The organism is Candidatus Hydrogenedentota bacterium (genome assembly GCA_013359265.1).
Taxonomy (GTDB): domain Bacteria; phylum Hydrogenedentota; class Hydrogenedentia; order Hydrogenedentales; family SLHB01; genus JABWCD01.
Window position 1 is genome coordinate 85,573 of record JABWCD010000033.1, and the last position, 16,808, is coordinate 102,380.

At 59.3% G+C, this 16,808-nt stretch carries 17 protein-coding genes; 2 read left to right on the top strand and 15 right to left on the bottom strand.

Annotation, left to right across the window (positions count from 1 at the left end; translation table 11 throughout):
• Positions 1-8 precede the first annotated feature (8 nt).
• From HUU46_22825 to HUU46_22865, 9 genes are all read right to left on the bottom strand, one after another.
• On the bottom strand, positions 9-677 hold the full coding sequence (locus HUU46_22825; GenBank protein ID NUM56476.1) for a hypothetical protein: 669 nt from the start codon (positions 675-677) through the stop codon (positions 9-11).
• On the bottom strand, positions 664-2,826 hold the full coding sequence (locus tag HUU46_22830) for a CehA/McbA family metallohydrolase (protein ID NUM56477.1): 2,163 nt from the start codon (positions 2,824-2,826) through the stop codon (positions 664-666). The genes HUU46_22825 and HUU46_22830 overlap by 14 nt, the downstream gene beginning before the upstream one ends.
• 587 nt (positions 2,827-3,413) lie before the next feature.
• Positions 3,414-5,432: a hypothetical protein gene (locus HUU46_22835; GenBank protein ID NUM56478.1), complete on the bottom strand. Its 2,019-nt coding sequence runs from the start codon at positions 5,430-5,432 to the stop codon at positions 3,414-3,416.
• Positions 5,433-5,462: 30 nt separating this feature from the next.
• Positions 5,463-6,857: a polysaccharide biosynthesis/export family protein gene (locus HUU46_22840; protein NUM56479.1), complete on the bottom strand. Its 1,395-nt coding sequence runs from the start codon at positions 6,855-6,857 to the stop codon at positions 5,463-5,465.
• A gap of 212 nt (positions 6,858-7,069) precedes the next feature.
• The gene (locus HUU46_22845) at positions 7,070-7,933 is read right to left on the bottom strand and encodes a hypothetical protein (GenBank protein ID NUM56480.1); all 864 of its coding nucleotides are present in this window, start codon (positions 7,931-7,933) and stop codon (positions 7,070-7,072) included.
• Positions 7,920-8,897, bottom strand: a complete 978-nt coding sequence (locus HUU46_22850; GenBank protein NUM56481.1) for an NTP transferase domain-containing protein — start codon at positions 8,895-8,897, stop codon at positions 7,920-7,922. Before HUU46_22850 ends, HUU46_22845 begins: the two co-directional genes overlap by 14 nt.
• Before the next feature lie 8 nt (positions 8,898-8,905).
• The gene (locus tag HUU46_22855) at positions 8,906-9,892 is read right to left on the bottom strand and encodes a GDP-mannose 4,6-dehydratase (GenBank protein ID NUM56482.1); all 987 of its coding nucleotides are present in this window, start codon (positions 9,890-9,892) and stop codon (positions 8,906-8,908) included.
• A 3-nt stretch (positions 9,893-9,895) separates the two neighbouring features.
• Positions 9,896-10,687: a methyltransferase domain-containing protein gene (locus HUU46_22860; GenBank protein NUM56483.1), complete on the bottom strand. Its 792-nt coding sequence runs from the start codon at positions 10,685-10,687 to the stop codon at positions 9,896-9,898.
• Positions 10,653-11,753, bottom strand: coding sequence for a DUF1972 domain-containing protein (locus tag HUU46_22865; protein NUM56484.1), 1,101 nt, complete (start codon positions 11,751-11,753; stop codon positions 10,653-10,655). Before HUU46_22865 ends, HUU46_22860 begins: the two co-directional genes overlap by 35 nt.
• A 322-nt stretch (positions 11,754-12,075) precedes the next feature.
• On the opposite strand from HUU46_22865, the gene HUU46_22870 reads away from it, so the two are divergent.
• Both HUU46_22870 and HUU46_22875 read left to right on the top strand, forming a co-directional pair.
• Positions 12,076-13,008, top strand: coding sequence for a site-specific DNA-methyltransferase (locus HUU46_22870; protein NUM56485.1), 933 nt, complete (start codon positions 12,076-12,078; stop codon positions 13,006-13,008).
• A complete protein-coding gene (locus tag HUU46_22875) occupies positions 13,008-14,009 on the top strand; it encodes an HNH endonuclease (protein NUM56486.1) in 1,002 nt (333 codons plus the stop codon). The genes HUU46_22870 and HUU46_22875 overlap by 1 nt, the downstream gene beginning before the upstream one ends.
• A 21-nt stretch (positions 14,010-14,030) precedes the next feature.
• Here the strand turns inward: HUU46_22875 and pspC are convergent, their stop codons facing one another.
• The 6 genes from pspC to pspA form a co-directional block, all read right to left on the bottom strand.
• The gene (gene pspC / locus HUU46_22880; GenBank protein ID NUM56487.1) at positions 14,031-14,417 is read right to left on the bottom strand and encodes an envelope stress response membrane protein PspC; all 387 of its coding nucleotides are present in this window, start codon (positions 14,415-14,417) and stop codon (positions 14,031-14,033) included.
• A gap of 179 nt (positions 14,418-14,596) precedes the next feature.
• Positions 14,597-14,845, bottom strand: coding sequence for a phage-shock protein (locus HUU46_22885; GenBank protein ID NUM56488.1), 249 nt, complete (start codon positions 14,843-14,845; stop codon positions 14,597-14,599).
• Between the two features lie 12 nt (positions 14,846-14,857).
• Positions 14,858-15,145 (bottom strand): hypothetical protein, encoded by a 288-nt coding sequence (locus tag HUU46_22890; protein ID NUM56489.1) that lies wholly within the window; start codon positions 15,143-15,145, stop codon positions 14,858-14,860.
• Between the two features lie 27 nt (positions 15,146-15,172).
• Positions 15,173-15,505 carry a hypothetical protein gene (locus HUU46_22895; GenBank protein ID NUM56490.1) on the bottom strand — a complete coding sequence of 111 codons (333 nt, stop codon included), beginning with the start codon at positions 15,503-15,505 and terminating at the stop codon, positions 15,173-15,175.
• Positions 15,506-15,527: 22 nt separating this feature from the next.
• A complete protein-coding gene (locus HUU46_22900) occupies positions 15,528-16,094 on the bottom strand; it encodes a 2TM domain-containing protein (protein NUM56491.1) in 567 nt (188 codons plus the stop codon).
• Between the two features lie 51 nt (positions 16,095-16,145).
• A complete protein-coding gene (gene pspA, locus HUU46_22905; GenBank protein ID NUM56492.1) occupies positions 16,146-16,808 on the bottom strand; it encodes a phage shock protein PspA in 663 nt (220 codons plus the stop codon).

Genomic DNA, 16,808 nt, shown 5'->3' on the forward strand with positions numbered 1-16,808 from the left:
CGTTCTGGTCAGTCGGTCCGGTGTCCGCCCGGACGTCCCTTGCTCCGCGGTGCATGGCGGCACGCCGCCGTGCAGACATGCCCGGCCGATTTTTTCTGCTCCACCGCCCCGTGTACAACCTCGAACGTCACCTCACGTTCCGAAGGCGCAGTCAATACACTGCCCGACACCGCTTGCCGCGGGACCAGCCCCAGCGTCCCACCCTCGTTCGCCTCCGCAAGCATGACCGCGGGGTTATTCGGCCACAGAGTGTCGCGCACGACAACAACGTCGCCCGGCGTGACCAACGCCGATGCGAAGAACGACAAGCGCAGCACATGCGGATGCCGTTCCAGATCGCCTGAATCAAGTAGATCGAGTTCCGGATCGTACAATGCGACAAGCCGTGCCGGTTTCTCATTGATCAGCAGCGATACACGCGCATTTGCGTCGCGCTGTATGCCCTCCAGGTAGGCGCTCCGTTCAGAACCCGAGAGCGTGCCGTCACCGTCCGAATCGATCCGTTTCCGCTCGACCAACGACCGCGCGGCGTCGAACGAAATCTCGATAATGAGGTCAGTGTGCTCGGGTCCCGCCTCGAGTGTGATGCGATGCTGGAGGCAATCGCCGTGTTCGGGATGCCCGGACGCCGCGCAACAAAAGAGAAGCAGGACAGCTGCAGCCTTAACGGGCCGCACGCGCCGGCCCTTCCGCATCCGCAATGCGTAACAGTTCCGCATATAAACTCCTCGCCGCCTGCACGCGCTCCAATAGCGCAGGCCCTTGAATCGCCAGTTGTTTGATCGGCCGGTTGTCTTCGACTTCGCCCGCCGCGTTTTGCCGCTGCGCGTCCGCGACGAACTGCTCAATTTCGCCCAGACTGGTTAGGCGCTTTTGAACCAGTTCGGGAACGTCCTCGTGTTTCCAAAAGCGGAACCCATCTCGAATGACGTAAATGGGCGTCGTCTGCGCACGCGATCCGTCGCTGCCCTCCGCCGCGGCCGCAATCCAGGACCCATGCCCGGATGCAATATCGAAATCCAGATATAGTTCCGTCTTATCTCCATCGGAAGATTCCACACTCTTGTACGCATCGCCGTGTACCATTACTTCCAGCTTCGTCGGTACCGCTCGCTTGGAGTCGCCAAAAGCCCGAGCGCGCACGCGCAACGGTCGTTCGTCCGTCACCGAGATGGAGTCACCCGGTACCGCTTCGTCCACCCGAAAATCGAGCATGACGCCGTTCGTTACGAAGGTGTGTCCCTTTTCCACCGCGTCAAACCAGTTCTCGGCCGTGAACTTCTTCTTTCCGAGATACGCGTACATACGCACTTCGCCAATGCTGCCGCCCCACGGCACGTCGGACCCGGCGAAGGCCGTAATCGGAAAGCCCATGTTCAAGAAGTCGTGGTACAGCGCCGTTCCGAGTTTGCCGAACTGCATCACTTCCACGAAGTCCGTCTTGCCATTTGCCACGTTCATGCTCATGTCGCGATGAACGTGAAAGCCTTCCCACGCGACGTGGCAGTACCCCGAGAGTCCGCCCTGCGCATGCACGGCGTCGAAAATCACGTCATAAAGATAGTACTGCCCCGTATCGCGGATCATGTTCCGGATGTTCATGTGAATCGTGTGGCCAAGTTCGGCGTGCGTGCGCGGACATTCCTGTCCCGGAGTCAGAATGTAATCGTCCTCAACAACGTAGTACTTTGGACCAAACCCGCGCTGCTCGAAATACGTACGGCTGATGTCACCCACTTTGGGAATATTGTTGAGGTGAACGTCCTCCGCCTTCGCCCACGCCATGAGCCGGTCGGCGTCCGCATCGCTCACGATCTGACTATGCACGTGCCCATCGCCCGACCACCAGCCCCGATTGCGCATGTCGATCCAGCGCCTCAGCCGGTACGATCTGGAAGTGACATCGCGCGGCGAAACTGAGAAGTCGTCGAGAATGACCTCGTGCTCCGCGCCGCGCGCAATCACGATACGGTAGTCGCCCGGCCCCAATTGCATGCTGAACGGCCCCGGGCACACCCAGAAACTCCCCGCCGCGCTGCCGGTATGGTTCGTGCGGCGCTCCGGCCCGGGATTGCCCTGGTTCTCGAACTGCGCCGCGAAGTCGATCGCATTCGACGGGCCGAACTGCCGCCCGTCCAACCTGCGCTCGATCCGCACCATCGCCGGCGTCGGCTTGCCGGTATCGTCCGAGAGTATCGTTGCTGCGAAGGTGCCGCACTCCGGGGCGACAAGTGGCAGTGGAAGAATCGCTGTGTTGCCGCCGCCCGCCGAAAACTCCACATCGATATACGAAGTGAAACTCGGGACGTTATTCAACGTAAGCAGCACCCACGTCGTGCAATCCGGCGCGACCTGCACGCGCACGCGAGACGTCGCCTGGGTGGCCATGTTGTAGTCGACCGTAACCGCGCGCGGGGCGCCCTTTCCCGCCACAACGCGGAAGAGCAGCGCTCCCGTTTCCGCGGCCATCTCAACCGGCGACGGCGCCGCTAACGTCTTCTGTTCTCCCGTCATTTCGACAGGAATCGTACGCGGGCACGCATCGAGCAGACGTAAAAGCTGTCCCGCCGCGTCCGCGCGCTTGGAGTCCGCCGCGCGCCTTTCGTCGTCGTTGGTGGCCCGTCTCGAAGCGTCCTGCGCTTCGCGCAATGCACGGTTCAATTTGTCCGCCGTGGCGCGGTCCGATTCCGGAAGCACATACGCCGCATATTGGGAAAGCACTCCGGCAAACCCCGGCGCGCCCGGAAACGCCTCCTCAGCGGCAGAAACAGGCGCAATCATCGCGAAGAACATTGCGCAGGTCAGCATGACAAGCGCGTATTTCATGAACGGCTCCTCTGCAGCGAGTGTATGCGGCCAACGCAGGGTTCTTCAATTCATCTCGAAGACTTACAGAATAATTGCAGAAGCAATTGCGCCATTGCGTATCCGGAATCTCATGGTTCCGGTGCCCCATAGACGGTCGAATCACGCTGCCGTGCTCGTGCGCGTGCTGTTCCGAAACTGGACCTTTTAGACATCCCGCTCGTGTTGGTTTGAAATAAGAGATTTCAAATCTGAAATTGCATTTTCACGGTTTCTGGGTGCCCCGATAGGGGTATGACAACTACTCCGAAAATGCACAATTCATCCCGCGCGCCGAAGGCGCAACGCAACCCTAGCCAGGGGCATCGCCCCTGGAAAATGTCCACGCCCCTATCACCACGCGCTGAAAGCGCACCGCTCAAGTTTTCATTATCCCGGGGAGAACTCTGTTCATGACGACTCGTAATCGTAATCGAACGTTGTTCTAAGAAATCAAGAATACATGCGTGGCACCGGCCGCAAAATCTTCCGAAATCCAAATTGCCGCAGCAACGCAAAAAAAAGGTGGCCACGTCGTGGCCACCCTGCATCTCGATTCGTTGCGCGCCCTATATGCGCTTGTAGATCGCGCTGGGGATAATGTGCTTGCGTTCCGTGAGCACAGCACCCAATACGCGGCCCTTGGATTCAGCCAGTAACTCAATTGCACGCATGACGACCTCTCGGCGCGTGCTGTCCGCGCGGACCGCGACGACAATTCCATCTGCGAGCCGCGCAAGGTTCACCGCGTCGCCGGACGACAGAACGGGCGACACGTGGAACACGACGCGCGTAAACCGCGCGCGCAGTTCGTTCAACAGGTTCTTCATGCGCTCCGATTTCCACATATAAGTCGGGCAATCCTTCTTCGCGCCCTTGCCCATGATGTACAGCGCGTTGGATTTCGTCACGTACTCTTCGAGATTGCCGCCACCGTTCAGCACGAGGTCGAACAGCCCTCGGCCGCTCGCGGCATCCTTGCTGCTATCCCCGACGAGATCGACGAACAGCGTCGGGCCCGCCGGATCGTCCGCGAACACCTCCGCGAGCGCGCGTGCCACCTCACCCGCGGATTCGCCGGGCACGGAGCTGGCCACTTCAATCAGTTGCAGCGGCTGGTCCGCGGACAGCGCGTCGATGATCGCCCCGACACGTTGTGCCTCACCAGCATCGACTTTACCCCCGGATGCCGCAAAGAACGACCCCACCGGCGGCACGCCGAGATAGTGCTCCAAATCCTCCGGCGTCTTCAGGCCGTGGTCGAGATAATCCAGGAAAAACGCCAGGCCGACCGCGCCGACTAACGCCGCGATGATCCCCAACAGCATGTTGAACATCTTGCGCGGGCGAATCGGGTTGGACGACATGTTGGGCGACGACACCACGACGATATTGTTTACGCCCACGTCCGAAAGTTGCGTATTGACCTTGGCTTCTTGCACGCGCTGCGCGAAGAACGTGTACGCGTCTTGCTTAATCGTCGCCTCTTCCTGCAGCGCGTCGTGTTCGTCGATAACGCCGTTGAGCAGCTTCAGCCGCGCTTCCAACTCGGCGATCTGCTTTTGCGAGGAAGACACGGCGTTGGCGATCGCGTCATTCAGGCGGTTGACGGCCTCGTCAATCTGCGCATTAATGCCGATCACATCGGGATGGTTCGGGCCTTTCGACGTCACCTGTTCGTTGCGGCGCAGCAACAGTTCCAGCAACCGCAGCCGCAGTTCCGTGATGACGGAGCTTTCCGTCTCGCGGCCAAGCTGCGCCATGATTGTGGAATCGTTCGGCGTCGCGACGGCATCCGGCGTCACTGTCCCAATCTCCGAGAGTTGGGTCGCAAGGTTCTTCGCCTTCGAGTATTGTTCGATGAGTATCTTGCGTTCGTCCTCCAATCCGTACACATTTTGCGTTTCGCGGAACGCCTTGAGCGCCGCCTGCGACTGGGACCATTCTTCTCGAAATTCGGACAATTTCAACTCGAGCGCGTCGGTGGCCGCTGCTGACGTGCTGAACACCTCGTTGTGTTTGGCCTTGTACTTGTCGAGCAGAATCTTCAACACGTCCTGCGCCCGCGCCGCCGACCCCATTCGACAACGGATTTCCATCGTGTACGAGTCCTTAATCGCCGATACCGCGATCGCGCTGCGCAGGCTTTCGATCGCGGCCTCCTCGGGCTCGGCCCGCTTGCGCAGTCCAAGCACCACCTGCAAGCCGCCGGCCGCATCGCGCGCGCCGCTGGCTACCGCGCGCCCCGCGCCGCCACCACCGCCAAACCCTTCCTCGACCAGCTTGGCGTCCTTCACGACCTCGCGCAAAACGTCGTCGCTGTAGATCATCTGGATTTCGGAGTTGAGGTCCTCCTCCGTCATTGATATCAGTGGCGTCGTCGCGCTGTCCGTCAGCGGCGTTGTGGGTTGCAGCGTTTCGCGTCCGCGCAGAAGCTGCACCTTCGCGACGGACTCATAGGTCTGCGGCCAGATCATGTTGACCAGGTATACCCCCACCACGACGACCACAAAGAAGAGCAGGATGAGCGCCTTGCGCTTGAACAAGACGGTCAGGATGTCTCGCAAGAAGATTTGTCTAGTGTCCATGTTGCTAACCTCGTTCTTCCGCTGTCGCCGTTATGGGTTTAGCACGGTGCCGGGAAGCGTGATCCCGCGCGAACCGGGGATCACCGTGACACCCGAACTGAAGTTGTTGTTCTTGCTCTTCGATTCGATCTTTTGCGTGTTCATGTAGTACGAGCCGGTCACGCCCAGTGTGTTCTCGAACGGCACGATCTCTTCGATGTACTGCTCGACAAAGAGATTCGCGCGCGAAATGAGCTTCTTCGGCACGTACACCACGTCGAACCCGCGCAGCATGATGTCATTCTCCGTGCTGCCTTTCAGGACGTTCGCGATGTTGGTCTTGAACACGTACGGCTTGCCCTGCGGGTTGCGGCGAATTATCAATACGCTGTTCAGGCGCGAAGCGTTCGTCGGTCCGCCCGCCATGAGAATGGCCTGAAACGCCGACGGCGCGCCTTCGAGCGGGTACACACCGTTGTTCGCCACTTCGCCGCCCACGAAGATGCGCGCGCCTGTCGCCGCGACAACGTCAGCGGAAATGTCCATCTGGTTGTACGTGAGCGATTCGCACATCTCGTTGATCGTCTTGCGCAATTCCTCGGCGCTGTAGCCCGCCGCCTGAATCTCGCCAATCTTCGGCACCGATACGCGCCCATCGGGCCGCACCGTCACCACGCCGTTCATCGCCAGCAGCGAATTGTTGATGGCTGGAAACACGATCAGGTTCACGTCCGGCTTGTTTTGGAGGACCTTCTCCGCTTCCGCCTTGATCGCGTCGCCCGCCTCCTGCACGGTCAGCCCCGCGATCGTCACGTCCGTATTAATCGACGGAATACGAATCTTGCCGTCCGGCCGCACCACGATGTCGCGGCTCATGTTCTCGAGCCGGTCGGGGTTCGCGAAGTCAACGTTCACCGTGATGCGCGGTTCGCCCTCGATGATGCCCGTCTTCGCGTACAGGTCGGTCAGCTTCTTGCGCAACTGGAGCGGCGTCAGCCCCGCCGCTTTCACGTCGCCAACTTCCGGCATCGTGATGTAGCCGTCAGGCCTCACGGTGCGGTTCGAGTTCAGCGGCCAATTGCTGAGGAAGCTGATACCGATCAGATCGCCCACGTCGATCTTGTAGCCCTCGGTATCGCCCATCGGCGCGGTGAGCCGCACTTCCATGTTGTCGCCCACCTCGATGCGGTAGTTCCAGGGCACGTCGCCCTCGCGGAACTCGCGCAAGCGGAATTGCAGGCTCACCTTGTCGCCCACCTGAAGCAGGTACGCGTTGTCGAGCCCGCTCATCTCGTCGATTTCCGCCTGCGTGATGTCCTCGGGTTCGCCTTTCGGATCCAACACAACGGTGTGTTGCGTGGCCGCGCAGCCCGCCAGCATTACCATTGCCAGCAGCGCCGGCGCGAAGGCGGCCCAATTCACTCGGCCTGTTCCTTCTGCGTTCATACCCATGTGCCTCCTCATCGCCACGCCCGGGGTGCAGCCGGGCGGTTGGCCGTTCCTCACTTCCACAAAGTACCAGGGTTCGGGTTTAGGAAAACGGGCGTGAATTCGCCCGCGCCCTGCTTCCGTCTCCCCTATCTCGCACTCTTCTTCCTTCCTAACTTCCTAACTTCCTAACCGCCTAACTACGTCGCGTCCCAATTCCATCATGTCGACTACTCCGCCACGCTCGCTCCAGTCTGCTGAAGCCAAATCGGCCGGAGGTCCTTCTCTTGCGGCGCCGCAATCTCGCCCGGCTTCGCCGCGCCCGGCGGCAACGCCTGCCGTTCGCGCTCGCGTTTGGACGCGCCGAGCTGCGGCCGATCGATTTTCATGCTCGGCGCGAACGTCTGCGCCGGCTCGATCTTCCGGCGCTGGCGCGTTCCCGGAGTAATGCGGAACTGCCCCGTGCGGCTCTTGAGCACGCTGGTATAAATCTCCGCGGGCAGGCGCTGCGCCTCCTTGAATATCTCCGCGACCAGCGGCGCGGCGTGTTCCACCGCCTCGCGCTCGATGCCGGTCACCTGCGTGCGCACTTGCTCGAATTCATAGAACAACTGGTCGCGCGCAAACTCCGCAGGAACCTCGACCATGTTGTCGTATTCCACGCTCATGTTCAGCGTGCGCAAAATTATGCGGTAGCGTTCCCCCGGGTTCTGCAGATAGTTCGGCGCGGACGACTTCAACACTTCCGCGCGGACTTCGATCATGTATTCCGGCGCCGGGTTCGCGCGCGGCGACGAACCGGGCGCCGATTCAACCTGATCGATCAACCGATCGCCCGAAAAGCGGCTGCGCTCAAACACGCCGACGCGGCACACGCCAAGCTCCTCTTCAATGAGGAGCCGGTTGTTTTCGTCCAACGCCTCGCCGTGGTAGCGCTTCTCCTGCGCGAACGCCGAAGTCGCCGCCAAGCCGATGACCATGCCGAAAATCCAAAACCCAACCACAAACCGTGGCGTACCGCCGCGGGCCGCCCAAACGGGGTTCGGGTCCTTTGCGTCGTTTCGCAGACTCATCCGCTCCTCACGTCGTCGCATTCGCGTTTTCCTCGAACAACCCTGTCAATCCGCGCAACTGCGAGTGCTTCGTAATGACCGTGTCCGTGTGCGCGCGCCCGTCGTCGAGCACAACGTCGGACAGCACCACGCACCGCTGAAGGCGCGCTGGCTTGCGGACGATTACGCGATCGCCGAGCACCGTGTCCGTCAATTCCGTCCCGCGCGCGAGGTCGCACCCCTCGCCCGTCAGCGACATCTTGTTCAGCTTGCGCAACTGGTGCATACAGCAGTCGATCAGGTCGCGCGTGTACGTGATGTTCACGTCCCAATCCACCACCGGCGCGATGCGCACGGGGAATTCGTAGTCGATCAGTATCTGAATCGAGTCCGTCAACTCGTATTCGTCGCGCATCGCCGTGCGCGGCGTGCGGCGTATCGCGTCGAAGACCGGCATATCGAACAAGTACAGCCCGCATCCCTTCAGCATGTTCGGCACGTGACGCGGCTTCTCGATCACGCGGCGCACCGTCCCATCGTCGCGCAACAACACGGCAAAGTTCCGCTTCACCGCTTCGGCATCGGTCTCTTCCTTCACGGCGATGACCGCCGCGGCGCGGTTGCGCTCCATTTCGTCCATCATCGACCCAAGGTTCGGTATCTCGAAGAAAATGTCGCCCAACATCAGCAGGAACGGCCGCGTAATGTGGCGTTCCAACTGGCCCACCGCGTGCGCAATGCCCAGCCGCTGCTGCTGCTCGACGTACCGAATGCGCACGCCAAAACGGCTGCCGTCTCCGAGCGTCTGGGTAATGCGATGGCCAAGATGGCCAATCACGATGAATACCTCGTCGATGCCCACCGCCTTCATCGACTCGAGTTGGTACGCGAGCAGCGGCTTGTTGCAGATCGGCACGATCGGTTTCGGCATCTCCTCGCCAAAGGGACCCATCCGCGAACCGTGGCCCGCGGCGAGAATCACGCCCTGGTATTTCGTTGCGCTCACGTCGTCCTTCAGTGCCGTACCGGCACGTCCTCGTAACCGCCGGAAAGAATCCAATCGATTGTCCGGCGCAAACCGTCCTCCAAACTCACCGTCGGCTCCCAGCCGAGGAGCTCTTTCGCCTTCGAGCTGTCGGCCTCGACGCGCTGGATTTCGCTGCGCTTCGGTCGCATACGCTCCGGATCGGGCTCGATCTCCAAGTCCGTTTTCATCAGTTTCGCGATGATCTGTGCAAGTTCGCCGATGGTCACCGCGCGCGTCGACCCAAAGTTTACGACTTCGCCTATGACGCTGTCTTCCTCTGCCATGCGGATAAATGCCGTGACAATGTCGTCCACATACGTGAAATTGCGTGTCGGCGTGAGGTCGCCCAGCCGCAATTCCTTCCCGCGCGAAAGCTGTAGAATAATGGTGGGTATTACCAGAAACTGTCCGATACGCGGGCCGTACGCGTTGAAAATGCGGCACGTCGCGACGGGCAAATCGTACGAGAGATAAAAACTCTCCGCTGTGTGGTCCGCCGCGAGTTTCGACGCCGTGTACGGATTGTGCGCGGCAACCGGGTGCGTCTCCGTGATGGGGCTGCCGTCCTTCGCCGCGCCGTATACGCCGGCGGACGACGTATGCACCACCCGCCGTACATGTTCATGCCGGGCGGCATTGCACACGTTCAACGTGCCCATTACGTTCGTGATGATCGTCTCTTCGGGGTTCGCGTACGAATACGCCACGCTGGTGATCGCCGCGTGATGAAATACCGTGTCGATCCCGCCAGTCGCCTCGCGCACGAACGCGCCGTCGCGAATGTTGCCGCCGCAAATCTCGAGGTTCTTGCTCAACGGCCCCTGCACACCCGCGAGGTATCCCACGCTGCCGCGCATGTTACCGTGGACCATGCCACGTACCTCGGCTCCCATCGAGAGCAAACGTTCGCACAGGTGGCTTCCGATAAAGCCACCCGCCCCGGTCACCAATACTTTGCGCCCCTTCCAGTCCATGCGTCAACATGCCCCCGCGCCCAACGGTTTGCGCCAGACGCCCATGATGTGCGTGCTGCACGCGCGCAAAATCGGAACATGCGTCTGCGCGCGTTCGATCGCGCGCACGCATAACGCCAGCGGCGTATTGAAAATGAAGAACGCCCACATGCCCGCGAGCATCTCCACGCGCTCGCGCGCAAAGCCCGCCTCGCGCATCAAACGGTCCAACGTCCACGGCGTATTCGCGCGGTAGTACGTACGGAACGTATCCTCGGGATGCCCGCCAAACAGCCATTCCTTCAGCCTCTGTTTGGTCCCGTGCGGAATCGCGGTGGAAACAAACGCAAATAGGCTCAAGCGGTTCGGCGTCAGCACGGCAAGTACGCCCCCCGGACGCAGCACGCGCCAAAACTCCTTGAACACCCGCGCGGGCGACGGTACGTGCTCGATCACGAACTTGCACACAATTACGTCGAATGCCTCGCTGCGGAACGGCAATGTCTCGAGCGGCGACGCCACGCGATCGCGCACGATCGTGTTCGCGCGCAGCCCCGGTAGGTCCGTGTCGCATCCCACCGTGTGCTTCGCATTCGCAATCGCCGGCAAATCGGGATCGCCGCGCGAACACCCGGCATCCAGCACGATCGATTTGTCCGTGATTACCGCGGACAGCGCCGCGTCGTACGCGCCATTCACGTCGCGAATCCACTGCATCAACAGACGGTACCGCCGCGCGCCAACGCGTTCGGCGATGTCGTCCGGTATCGCAAGCGTGCGCTTATCCGGCGATGGTTTCGGCGAAGATGCGTTCATAATCGTCCGTGATCTGGTCCCAATCGTATTCCGCCTTCACGCGCTCGACGGCAATCTTCCGGTAGCGCGCCACTTCTTCCGGGTTATCCACGAGCCATTGCAGTTTCTCGCGCAAGTCCTCGACTTCGCGCGTGCGAAACGAAACGCCTGCATGCGCGACCGCCTCGACGTTGTACGCGATATCGCTTACCAGCACGCAGTTTCCCGCGCCCATCGCTTCGAGAATCGCAGGGTGCGTCCCTCCCACTTCCATCGCGTTGACATAGACGTAGGCGTTCGCCTGCAACGCCTTGTAGATGTCGCCGTACAATCCGCCGGGGAACTTGATGCGCACGTCCTTCGTCGATTTCAGTTCGCGGATGTAATCGTCCGCAAACGGCGCGCTGCCGACAATCAGCAGCGTCATGTCCGTCTTCACGCCCTCGAACGCCTTCACCAACTGGTGCGCGTTGTTCTCCGGCTCCAGGCGGCTGACAAACAAAAAATACTTCTCCGGCTCGACGCCGAAGTCCTTCAACAACTCTCGTTTGAATCCCCGCTCGACAACGTCCGCGCCGTACGCCACGAACGTCGTGTCGCGGTTGAACTTCTCTTTGTAGTACTCCTTGATCACGCGCGAATCCGCGATGAGCACGTTCGAAAACTTCGCCGCCAGCCACTCCGCGAACTTGAAATACGCCTTCGCCGCGCGGTTCCACTTCGCCCGCTCCCACTCCAACCCGTCCGTGTTGAGCACCACCTTCACGCCAAACATCCGCGCAAGCCACGTAAACGCGCTGTTACCCGACGAGCAGTAACACCCCACGTCGGCGCCGTGAAGCACCATGTGCGCGGTGGACACAAAGCAGTGCGTGATCGAGTCCAAGTGCTTCGTATGTATGGTCGACTGATACACCAGCCGCACACCTCTATACGTATCGAGCCGCTCACTGTAATGCGTGCTGCGACAATACACCGTCACGTCGTGGCCCTTGGCCGCGAGCCGCACGGCAACCTCTTCCACAAACGTCTCGAACCCGCCGTAGTTTGCCGGAATGCCGCGTGTACCCAGGAACGAAATCTTCATCGGGCAACGCTCGCTTCCGCCGAACCCATAACCCCTTTTCGTTAAAACAGTTACAGCACCGGATGCGACCCCACTACAGGGCGCCTGCCGGCCGTACAACCCAGTGCCCATCGACGCGAACCAACCGCGTCGACAAGCCTTCTAACACCAATATCTTAGACTGATGCTCGGCGAGTATACAATATATTGTGGCATGGGTAAAGTGAAAATTGCATTCATATGGGTTTGCAATTCACTATTCGCTTGAATCACACTGAGTTTGTGGCGGGCAAGGCGGATCGCTATAATCCCCGCGCTTGGTGTTGGCTCATAGGGGGTATGCATGAGTGACTTAGCCCTTTTTCGGAAGCGGAATAAACCTTTCTACAAAACGCGCTTGGGCTCGGCACACTTGGGCGACAGTCTGGAGCTAATGGCGAGACTGCCGGCAGAGTGCGTTAATCTTGTCCTTACCTCTCCACCATTTGCGCTGACGAGCAAGAAAGAATACGGAAATGAAGAAGAAAACAAATATGTTGACTGGTTCCTAGGCTTCTCCAAGGAATTCAAGAGAATACTAGCAAGGAACGGTTCCTTCGTTGTCGATCTTGGCGGCGCCTACTTACCCGGGAAGCCAATACGAAGCCTCTATCAATACGAGCTTCTGATTCGACTTTGCAAAGAACAGGGGTTCCACCTGGCTCAGGAGTTTTATCACTACAATCCCGCGCGATTACCTGCACCAGCGGAGTGGGTAAACGTTCGGCGCGAACGAGTCAAGGATTCTGTGAACGTAGTGTGGTGGCTCAGTAAGATATCTCATCCAAAAGCGAACAACCGAAACGTTCTACGCCCATATACCGATGCCATGAAGTCTCTGCTTCAAAAGGGCTATCGGGCCAAAACCAGGCCTAGCGGACACGTAATAACGCATAAATTCCAGCGCGATAACCGCGGCGCGATTCCGCCGAACCTTCTAGAGTTGGGGAATAACGATTCTAACAGCGATTATATGCGGCGATGCGGAGAAAGTGGAGTCAAACCGCATCCGGCGCGTTTTCCGAAGAAGTTCGCCGAATTCTTTATCCGATTTCTTACGGATGAGGACGATTTGGTTTTCGATCCGTTCGCGGGCTCCAACACCACTGGTTGCGTCGCCGAGCAGCTCGGACGGCATTGGTTGTCTTTCGAGTTGAATAGCGAATACCTCGAAGGTAGCCGATTTCGCTTCGAAGACGAAAGCGATCTTTTTGGTCGTGGAGCGATCATTGAATAATGGCAAATCTTACAAAACCACAACTTCGTTCACGCGTAATCGAGGCTGTGAAGGCTAGCGGATGGTTCGTACTGGACGAACAAGCGCCGAACGAACATCCTTTTAAGCTGACGGTTTTTCCAAACGGCCGATCCAATGAATCTCGAAAAATAAAAGTCTACATCTGGAACGTTTCTCATGGCGGGAAGAAGCGCGCGGATGACGAATATAGAATCCAGTCCAAAGTTTCGCATTTCCAACCCGAACTGGGTTACGACTTGCTTATTCTCGGATGGTGGGAAGAGGGCCGCGTATTTGCGGCCTTTGACTATCGGAAACATTCGGGGGCAGTGGCGTGGTCTGCATCGTTCCAAATTAAGTTAGACGCGCTCGAGAACGCCGCCATTAGCGGATTCTCACCGTCGCAAAAGGAGAACCAGGAAATAGCAATTGCCTTGCGGCCGGACTTCCTCTGCCACTACGTGGAGAACCGACAAGCGTTTCACGAATTCGGAAGATCATCTAGAGATTTCCAACTTCTGAACACCTTTTCTCAGCAAACCGAATCATTAGATGACGACAGCCTTGTAGACTCTATGCCGCGTGCTCGTCGTAAAGCGATCAGAATGGTCCGCACGTCTATTCGCGATTTCAACTTCCGGTGGCGTGTACTGACCGCATACACATACAAATGTGCGTTTTGTGATATTCAGTTGGGCCTTGTCGAAGCGGCGCATATAGTACCTGTCAGTGTCGAAAACTCCACTGACGCTACGAATAACGGCATCGCTTTGTGTTCATTGCATCATTCGGCATTCGATGCTGGTCTGGTGACGCTAGATGAGAGATACCGCATCTTAGTAAGTGAGAATAAGATATCGGAACTACGTCTGCAAAACCTACTTGGAGGCGAGCATCTATTTCGTACATCGCTGCGACCGGTAATCTCAGTTCCTCCGACACATAGCGACAGACCAAGGATCGACAATATAAAACGAGCAAACTCCTTGAGGGGATGGTGAACCTTCCCGCTTTCGGCTCAGCTATCCCCGCTCGTTCAGTCTCCGTTCCCAGTCGTATTCCCGCGCAGTCACGAGATTCTCCATCCGTCGAATTCGCCGTTCGAGGTTATCAAAGGTCCTTTTGAGCCGCGCGAGCGCCATGGATCGCGAACTAACATACGAGTTGTAGAACTCCTGTTCGGAATCCTCTTCAAACGGCACCACCGGCTCCGGCTTCATCACCAGCGCCGCAATGATGTACACGGCGATCATCGGCCAAATGCCCGTGAAGATTGCGCCGCCGATGGTCAGCACGCGCATCCAGAACACGCTGAATCCCAGATATTCCGCCACGCCGCGGCACACGCCGAAGATCAGTCCGTGGCGCGAACGATAGATGTGACCGCTGTCGCGTTGGCTATGGTGCATTTCCGGCCTCCTTCGTTCCGGGCGTTCCGCGTCTCGCGAACGCCATTCACTCCCTTCAAATTCGGTCCTCAACTTTACGATGAGCGGCGGACCCAGCGACGCCAGCATCACCACCGCCGCCACAAACACGGGTACCGCGATGCCGATAATGACGCCCGCTTCGATCAAGCCCATCACGTCTACACTTCCTTGCGCTCGCGCGCGCTGTCTTCCTTCTCCCGCTCGAGCAGGAGTGTCTCCAGCGCTTCAACGCGCTCCTCCATCTTCAGCAGTCCGTGGTAAATGTCCTGAATCAAACGCGCTTCCTCAGCGTTCGAACTCTGCTTGCCGCTGCCACCGTCCCCCCGCCAAATCTTCAGTGCCGCAAGGAAAATTCCTCCCGTTACGGCGACAAGCGGGATCATGACGGCCATTTCCGCGACGTTCATACGCTGCTCCTTCTAAACCGATGTCGTTTCTTTGCGTTCGTCGAGCATTAATGTTTCCAGCGAATCGACGCGGTCGTTCAACTTTTCGAGTCCAAGATAGATTTCTTGCATGAGCCGCGCTTCTTCGGCGTTCGCGCTATGGCGCCGTGTCCCGCCGCGGACGATGCGCAGGGCCACCGCGCCGACTAGCACAAGGACGACAATAACGACAAGTCCGACGGCGATTACTATCAACGACAGTAAGAATGCATCGTGGCTCGATATTGGTTGAAGAAGATAACCTCTCACCCAAACGTCCATTTCCGTACTCCCGATTTGTTGCGCCCGTCAGCGCGCCGAATAGGACCGCGACTCGTCGTCCATCATAATCGTTTCGAGCGAGTTCAGCCTGTTCTCCATGCGCGCCAGCCCGCGGTTGATGTCCCGCATTATGCGCGCGTCCTCCGGCTCGCGCCGCCGCGCGCGCCGCGCCGACGGCAGCCCAAGCAGCCACACCGCCGCCATGATAAGCAACAGCGGGACCGCAACAACGATGAGCGGTATCACAATTGCCAGGACCGCTGGAATGACAATGCCGACGATGAGCGCCACGACGCCGACGATCAGGCCGATGACGGCGCCGATGATGCCCACGACCAGCGATATCAAACTCGATATCATTTCCACACCCCTCCTGCGCGCGCTACCCGAAATAGCTTTCGCGCCGCTGCCGCTTGCGCAGAATCCGCCGCGCGCCGCACTCGATTTCGCGCTGGCCCGGGTTAAACGCGTTTGAGGCGTGAAACGCCAGTCCAATGCCCCAACCAATCAGCGGGTAGAAAAACCACAGATCGCCGCCGGATACGAGATTGATCAACAGGAGCGCGGCATTAATGATCAAATATGCCCTAAGGTGCCGGTAAAAGCCCCGCTTCTTGGCCGCCTTGTACTCCTCCTGCGCCGCCTCGATCGCGCCCAGCTTGCGCTGCTCGACAATCGCACGCTCGACCTCGCGCGGCTCGAGCCCAAGTTCGCGCGCGGTGTCGATCAGTTCGCCGCGCGTAATCTCGCCCGAATCACGCTTGCGGTTGAGACCGCGGCGAAGAATCGCCTCCACCTCCGCGATGGTGAACATCTCCTCCCGTTCTGTCTCGCGTTCCGTGCGATAGTCGTATGTCATCGTCGCGGCCCCTTTGTCTTTCGTGCTCGTGCTCGTGCTCGTGCTCGTGCTCGTAATCGATCCTTCGAATCGGCTCGGACGGCGCCTCATCCTACCGGCCACGTATTGCCGTGCTCGTAGTCGTAATCGATTGTTCTCGAGTTAACCCTGCTTCTTCGCCTTCAACTCCGCCAACTGCTTCTCGATTTCCTCGTCGCCCGCCAACTTGGCGAATTCCTCCTCGAGCGACGCCGCTTTCTTTCCGAAGTTCACCAGGTCCGCTTCGGCTTCCATGCGCTCGATGCGCTGCTCGAAGTTCTCGAACCGCGCCAACGCGTCCGCGTTGTCCGTCGCGCGCACCTGTTCCTGCGCCTGGCGCCGCTTCTGCGCGGCCACGTGCCGCTGCACCAGCACGCGCTGCTTCTCGCGCGCCGACGCCAGCTTGTCTTCGAGTTGCACGATGTCCTTCTGATACTGCTCGACCAGGCTGTCGCAATGCGCCAACTCGCGGTCGATCGATTCCGCGCGTTCGCGGAACCGGCGCTTCTCGACCAGCGCCTCCCGCGCCAGGTCTTCGCGGCCCTTGTCTACCGCGAGCTGCGCCTTCGCGCCCCAGTCATTCTCGCGTTTGCGCACTTCGTCGATCTCGCGCTGGATTTTCTTCTTCGTCGCCATCGCGCCCGCGCACGAAGCCTTCACCTCGACGAGCGTGTCCTCCATCTCGCGGATCATCAGCTTAATCAGCTTCTCCGGGTCCTCCGCCTTTTCGAGCATCGCATTGATGTTCGAACTGATGATGTCGCGTACGCGTGTGAAGATTCCCAT

Excerpts from the sequence above, each read along its gene's own strand:
- HUU46_22830 (NUM56477.1), bottom strand. The coding sequence starts at position 2,826 with ATGAAATACGCGCTTGTCATGCTGACCTGCGCAATGTTCTTCGCGATG.
- HUU46_22835 (NUM56478.1), bottom strand. The coding sequence starts at position 5,432 with ATGGACACTAGACAAATCTTCTTGCGAGACATCCTGACCGTCTTGTTC.
- HUU46_22840 (NUM56479.1), bottom strand. The coding sequence starts at position 6,857 with ATGAACGCAGAAGGAACAGGCCGAGTGAATTGGGCCGCCTTCGCGCCG.
- HUU46_22845 (NUM56480.1), bottom strand. The coding sequence starts at position 7,933 with ATGCGACGACGTGAGGAGCGGATGAGTCTGCGAAACGACGCAAAGGAC.
- HUU46_22855 (NUM56482.1), bottom strand. The coding sequence starts at position 9,892 with ATGGACTGGAAGGGGCGCAAAGTATTGGTGACCGGGGCGGGTGGCTTT.
- HUU46_22860 (NUM56483.1), bottom strand. The coding sequence starts at position 10,687 with ATGAACGCATCTTCGCCGAAACCATCGCCGGATAAGCGCACGCTTGCG.
- HUU46_22865 (NUM56484.1), bottom strand. The coding sequence starts at position 11,753 with ATGAAGATTTCGTTCCTGGGTACACGCGGCATTCCGGCAAACTACGGC.
- HUU46_22870 (NUM56485.1), top strand. The coding sequence starts at position 12,076 with ATGAGTGACTTAGCCCTTTTTCGGAAGCGGAATAAACCTTTCTACAAA.
- HUU46_22875 (NUM56486.1), top strand. The coding sequence starts at position 13,008 with ATGGCAAATCTTACAAAACCACAACTTCGTTCACGCGTAATCGAGGCT.
- pspC (NUM56487.1), bottom strand. The coding sequence starts at position 14,417 with ATGCACCATAGCCAACGCGACAGCGGTCACATCTATCGTTCGCGCCAC.
- HUU46_22885 (NUM56488.1), bottom strand. The coding sequence starts at position 14,845 with ATGAACGTCGCGGAAATGGCCGTCATGATCCCGCTTGTCGCCGTAACG.
- HUU46_22890 (NUM56489.1), bottom strand. The coding sequence starts at position 15,145 with ATGGACGTTTGGGTGAGAGGTTATCTTCTTCAACCAATATCGAGCCAC.
- HUU46_22895 (NUM56490.1), bottom strand. The coding sequence starts at position 15,505 with ATGATATCGAGTTTGATATCGCTGGTCGTGGGCATCATCGGCGCCGTC.
- HUU46_22900 (NUM56491.1), bottom strand. The coding sequence starts at position 16,094 with ATGAGGCGCCGTCCGAGCCGATTCGAAGGATCGATTACGAGCACGAGC.
- pspA (NUM56492.1), bottom strand. The coding sequence starts at position 16,808 with ATGGGAATCTTCACACGCGTACGCGACATCATCAGTTCGAACATCAAT.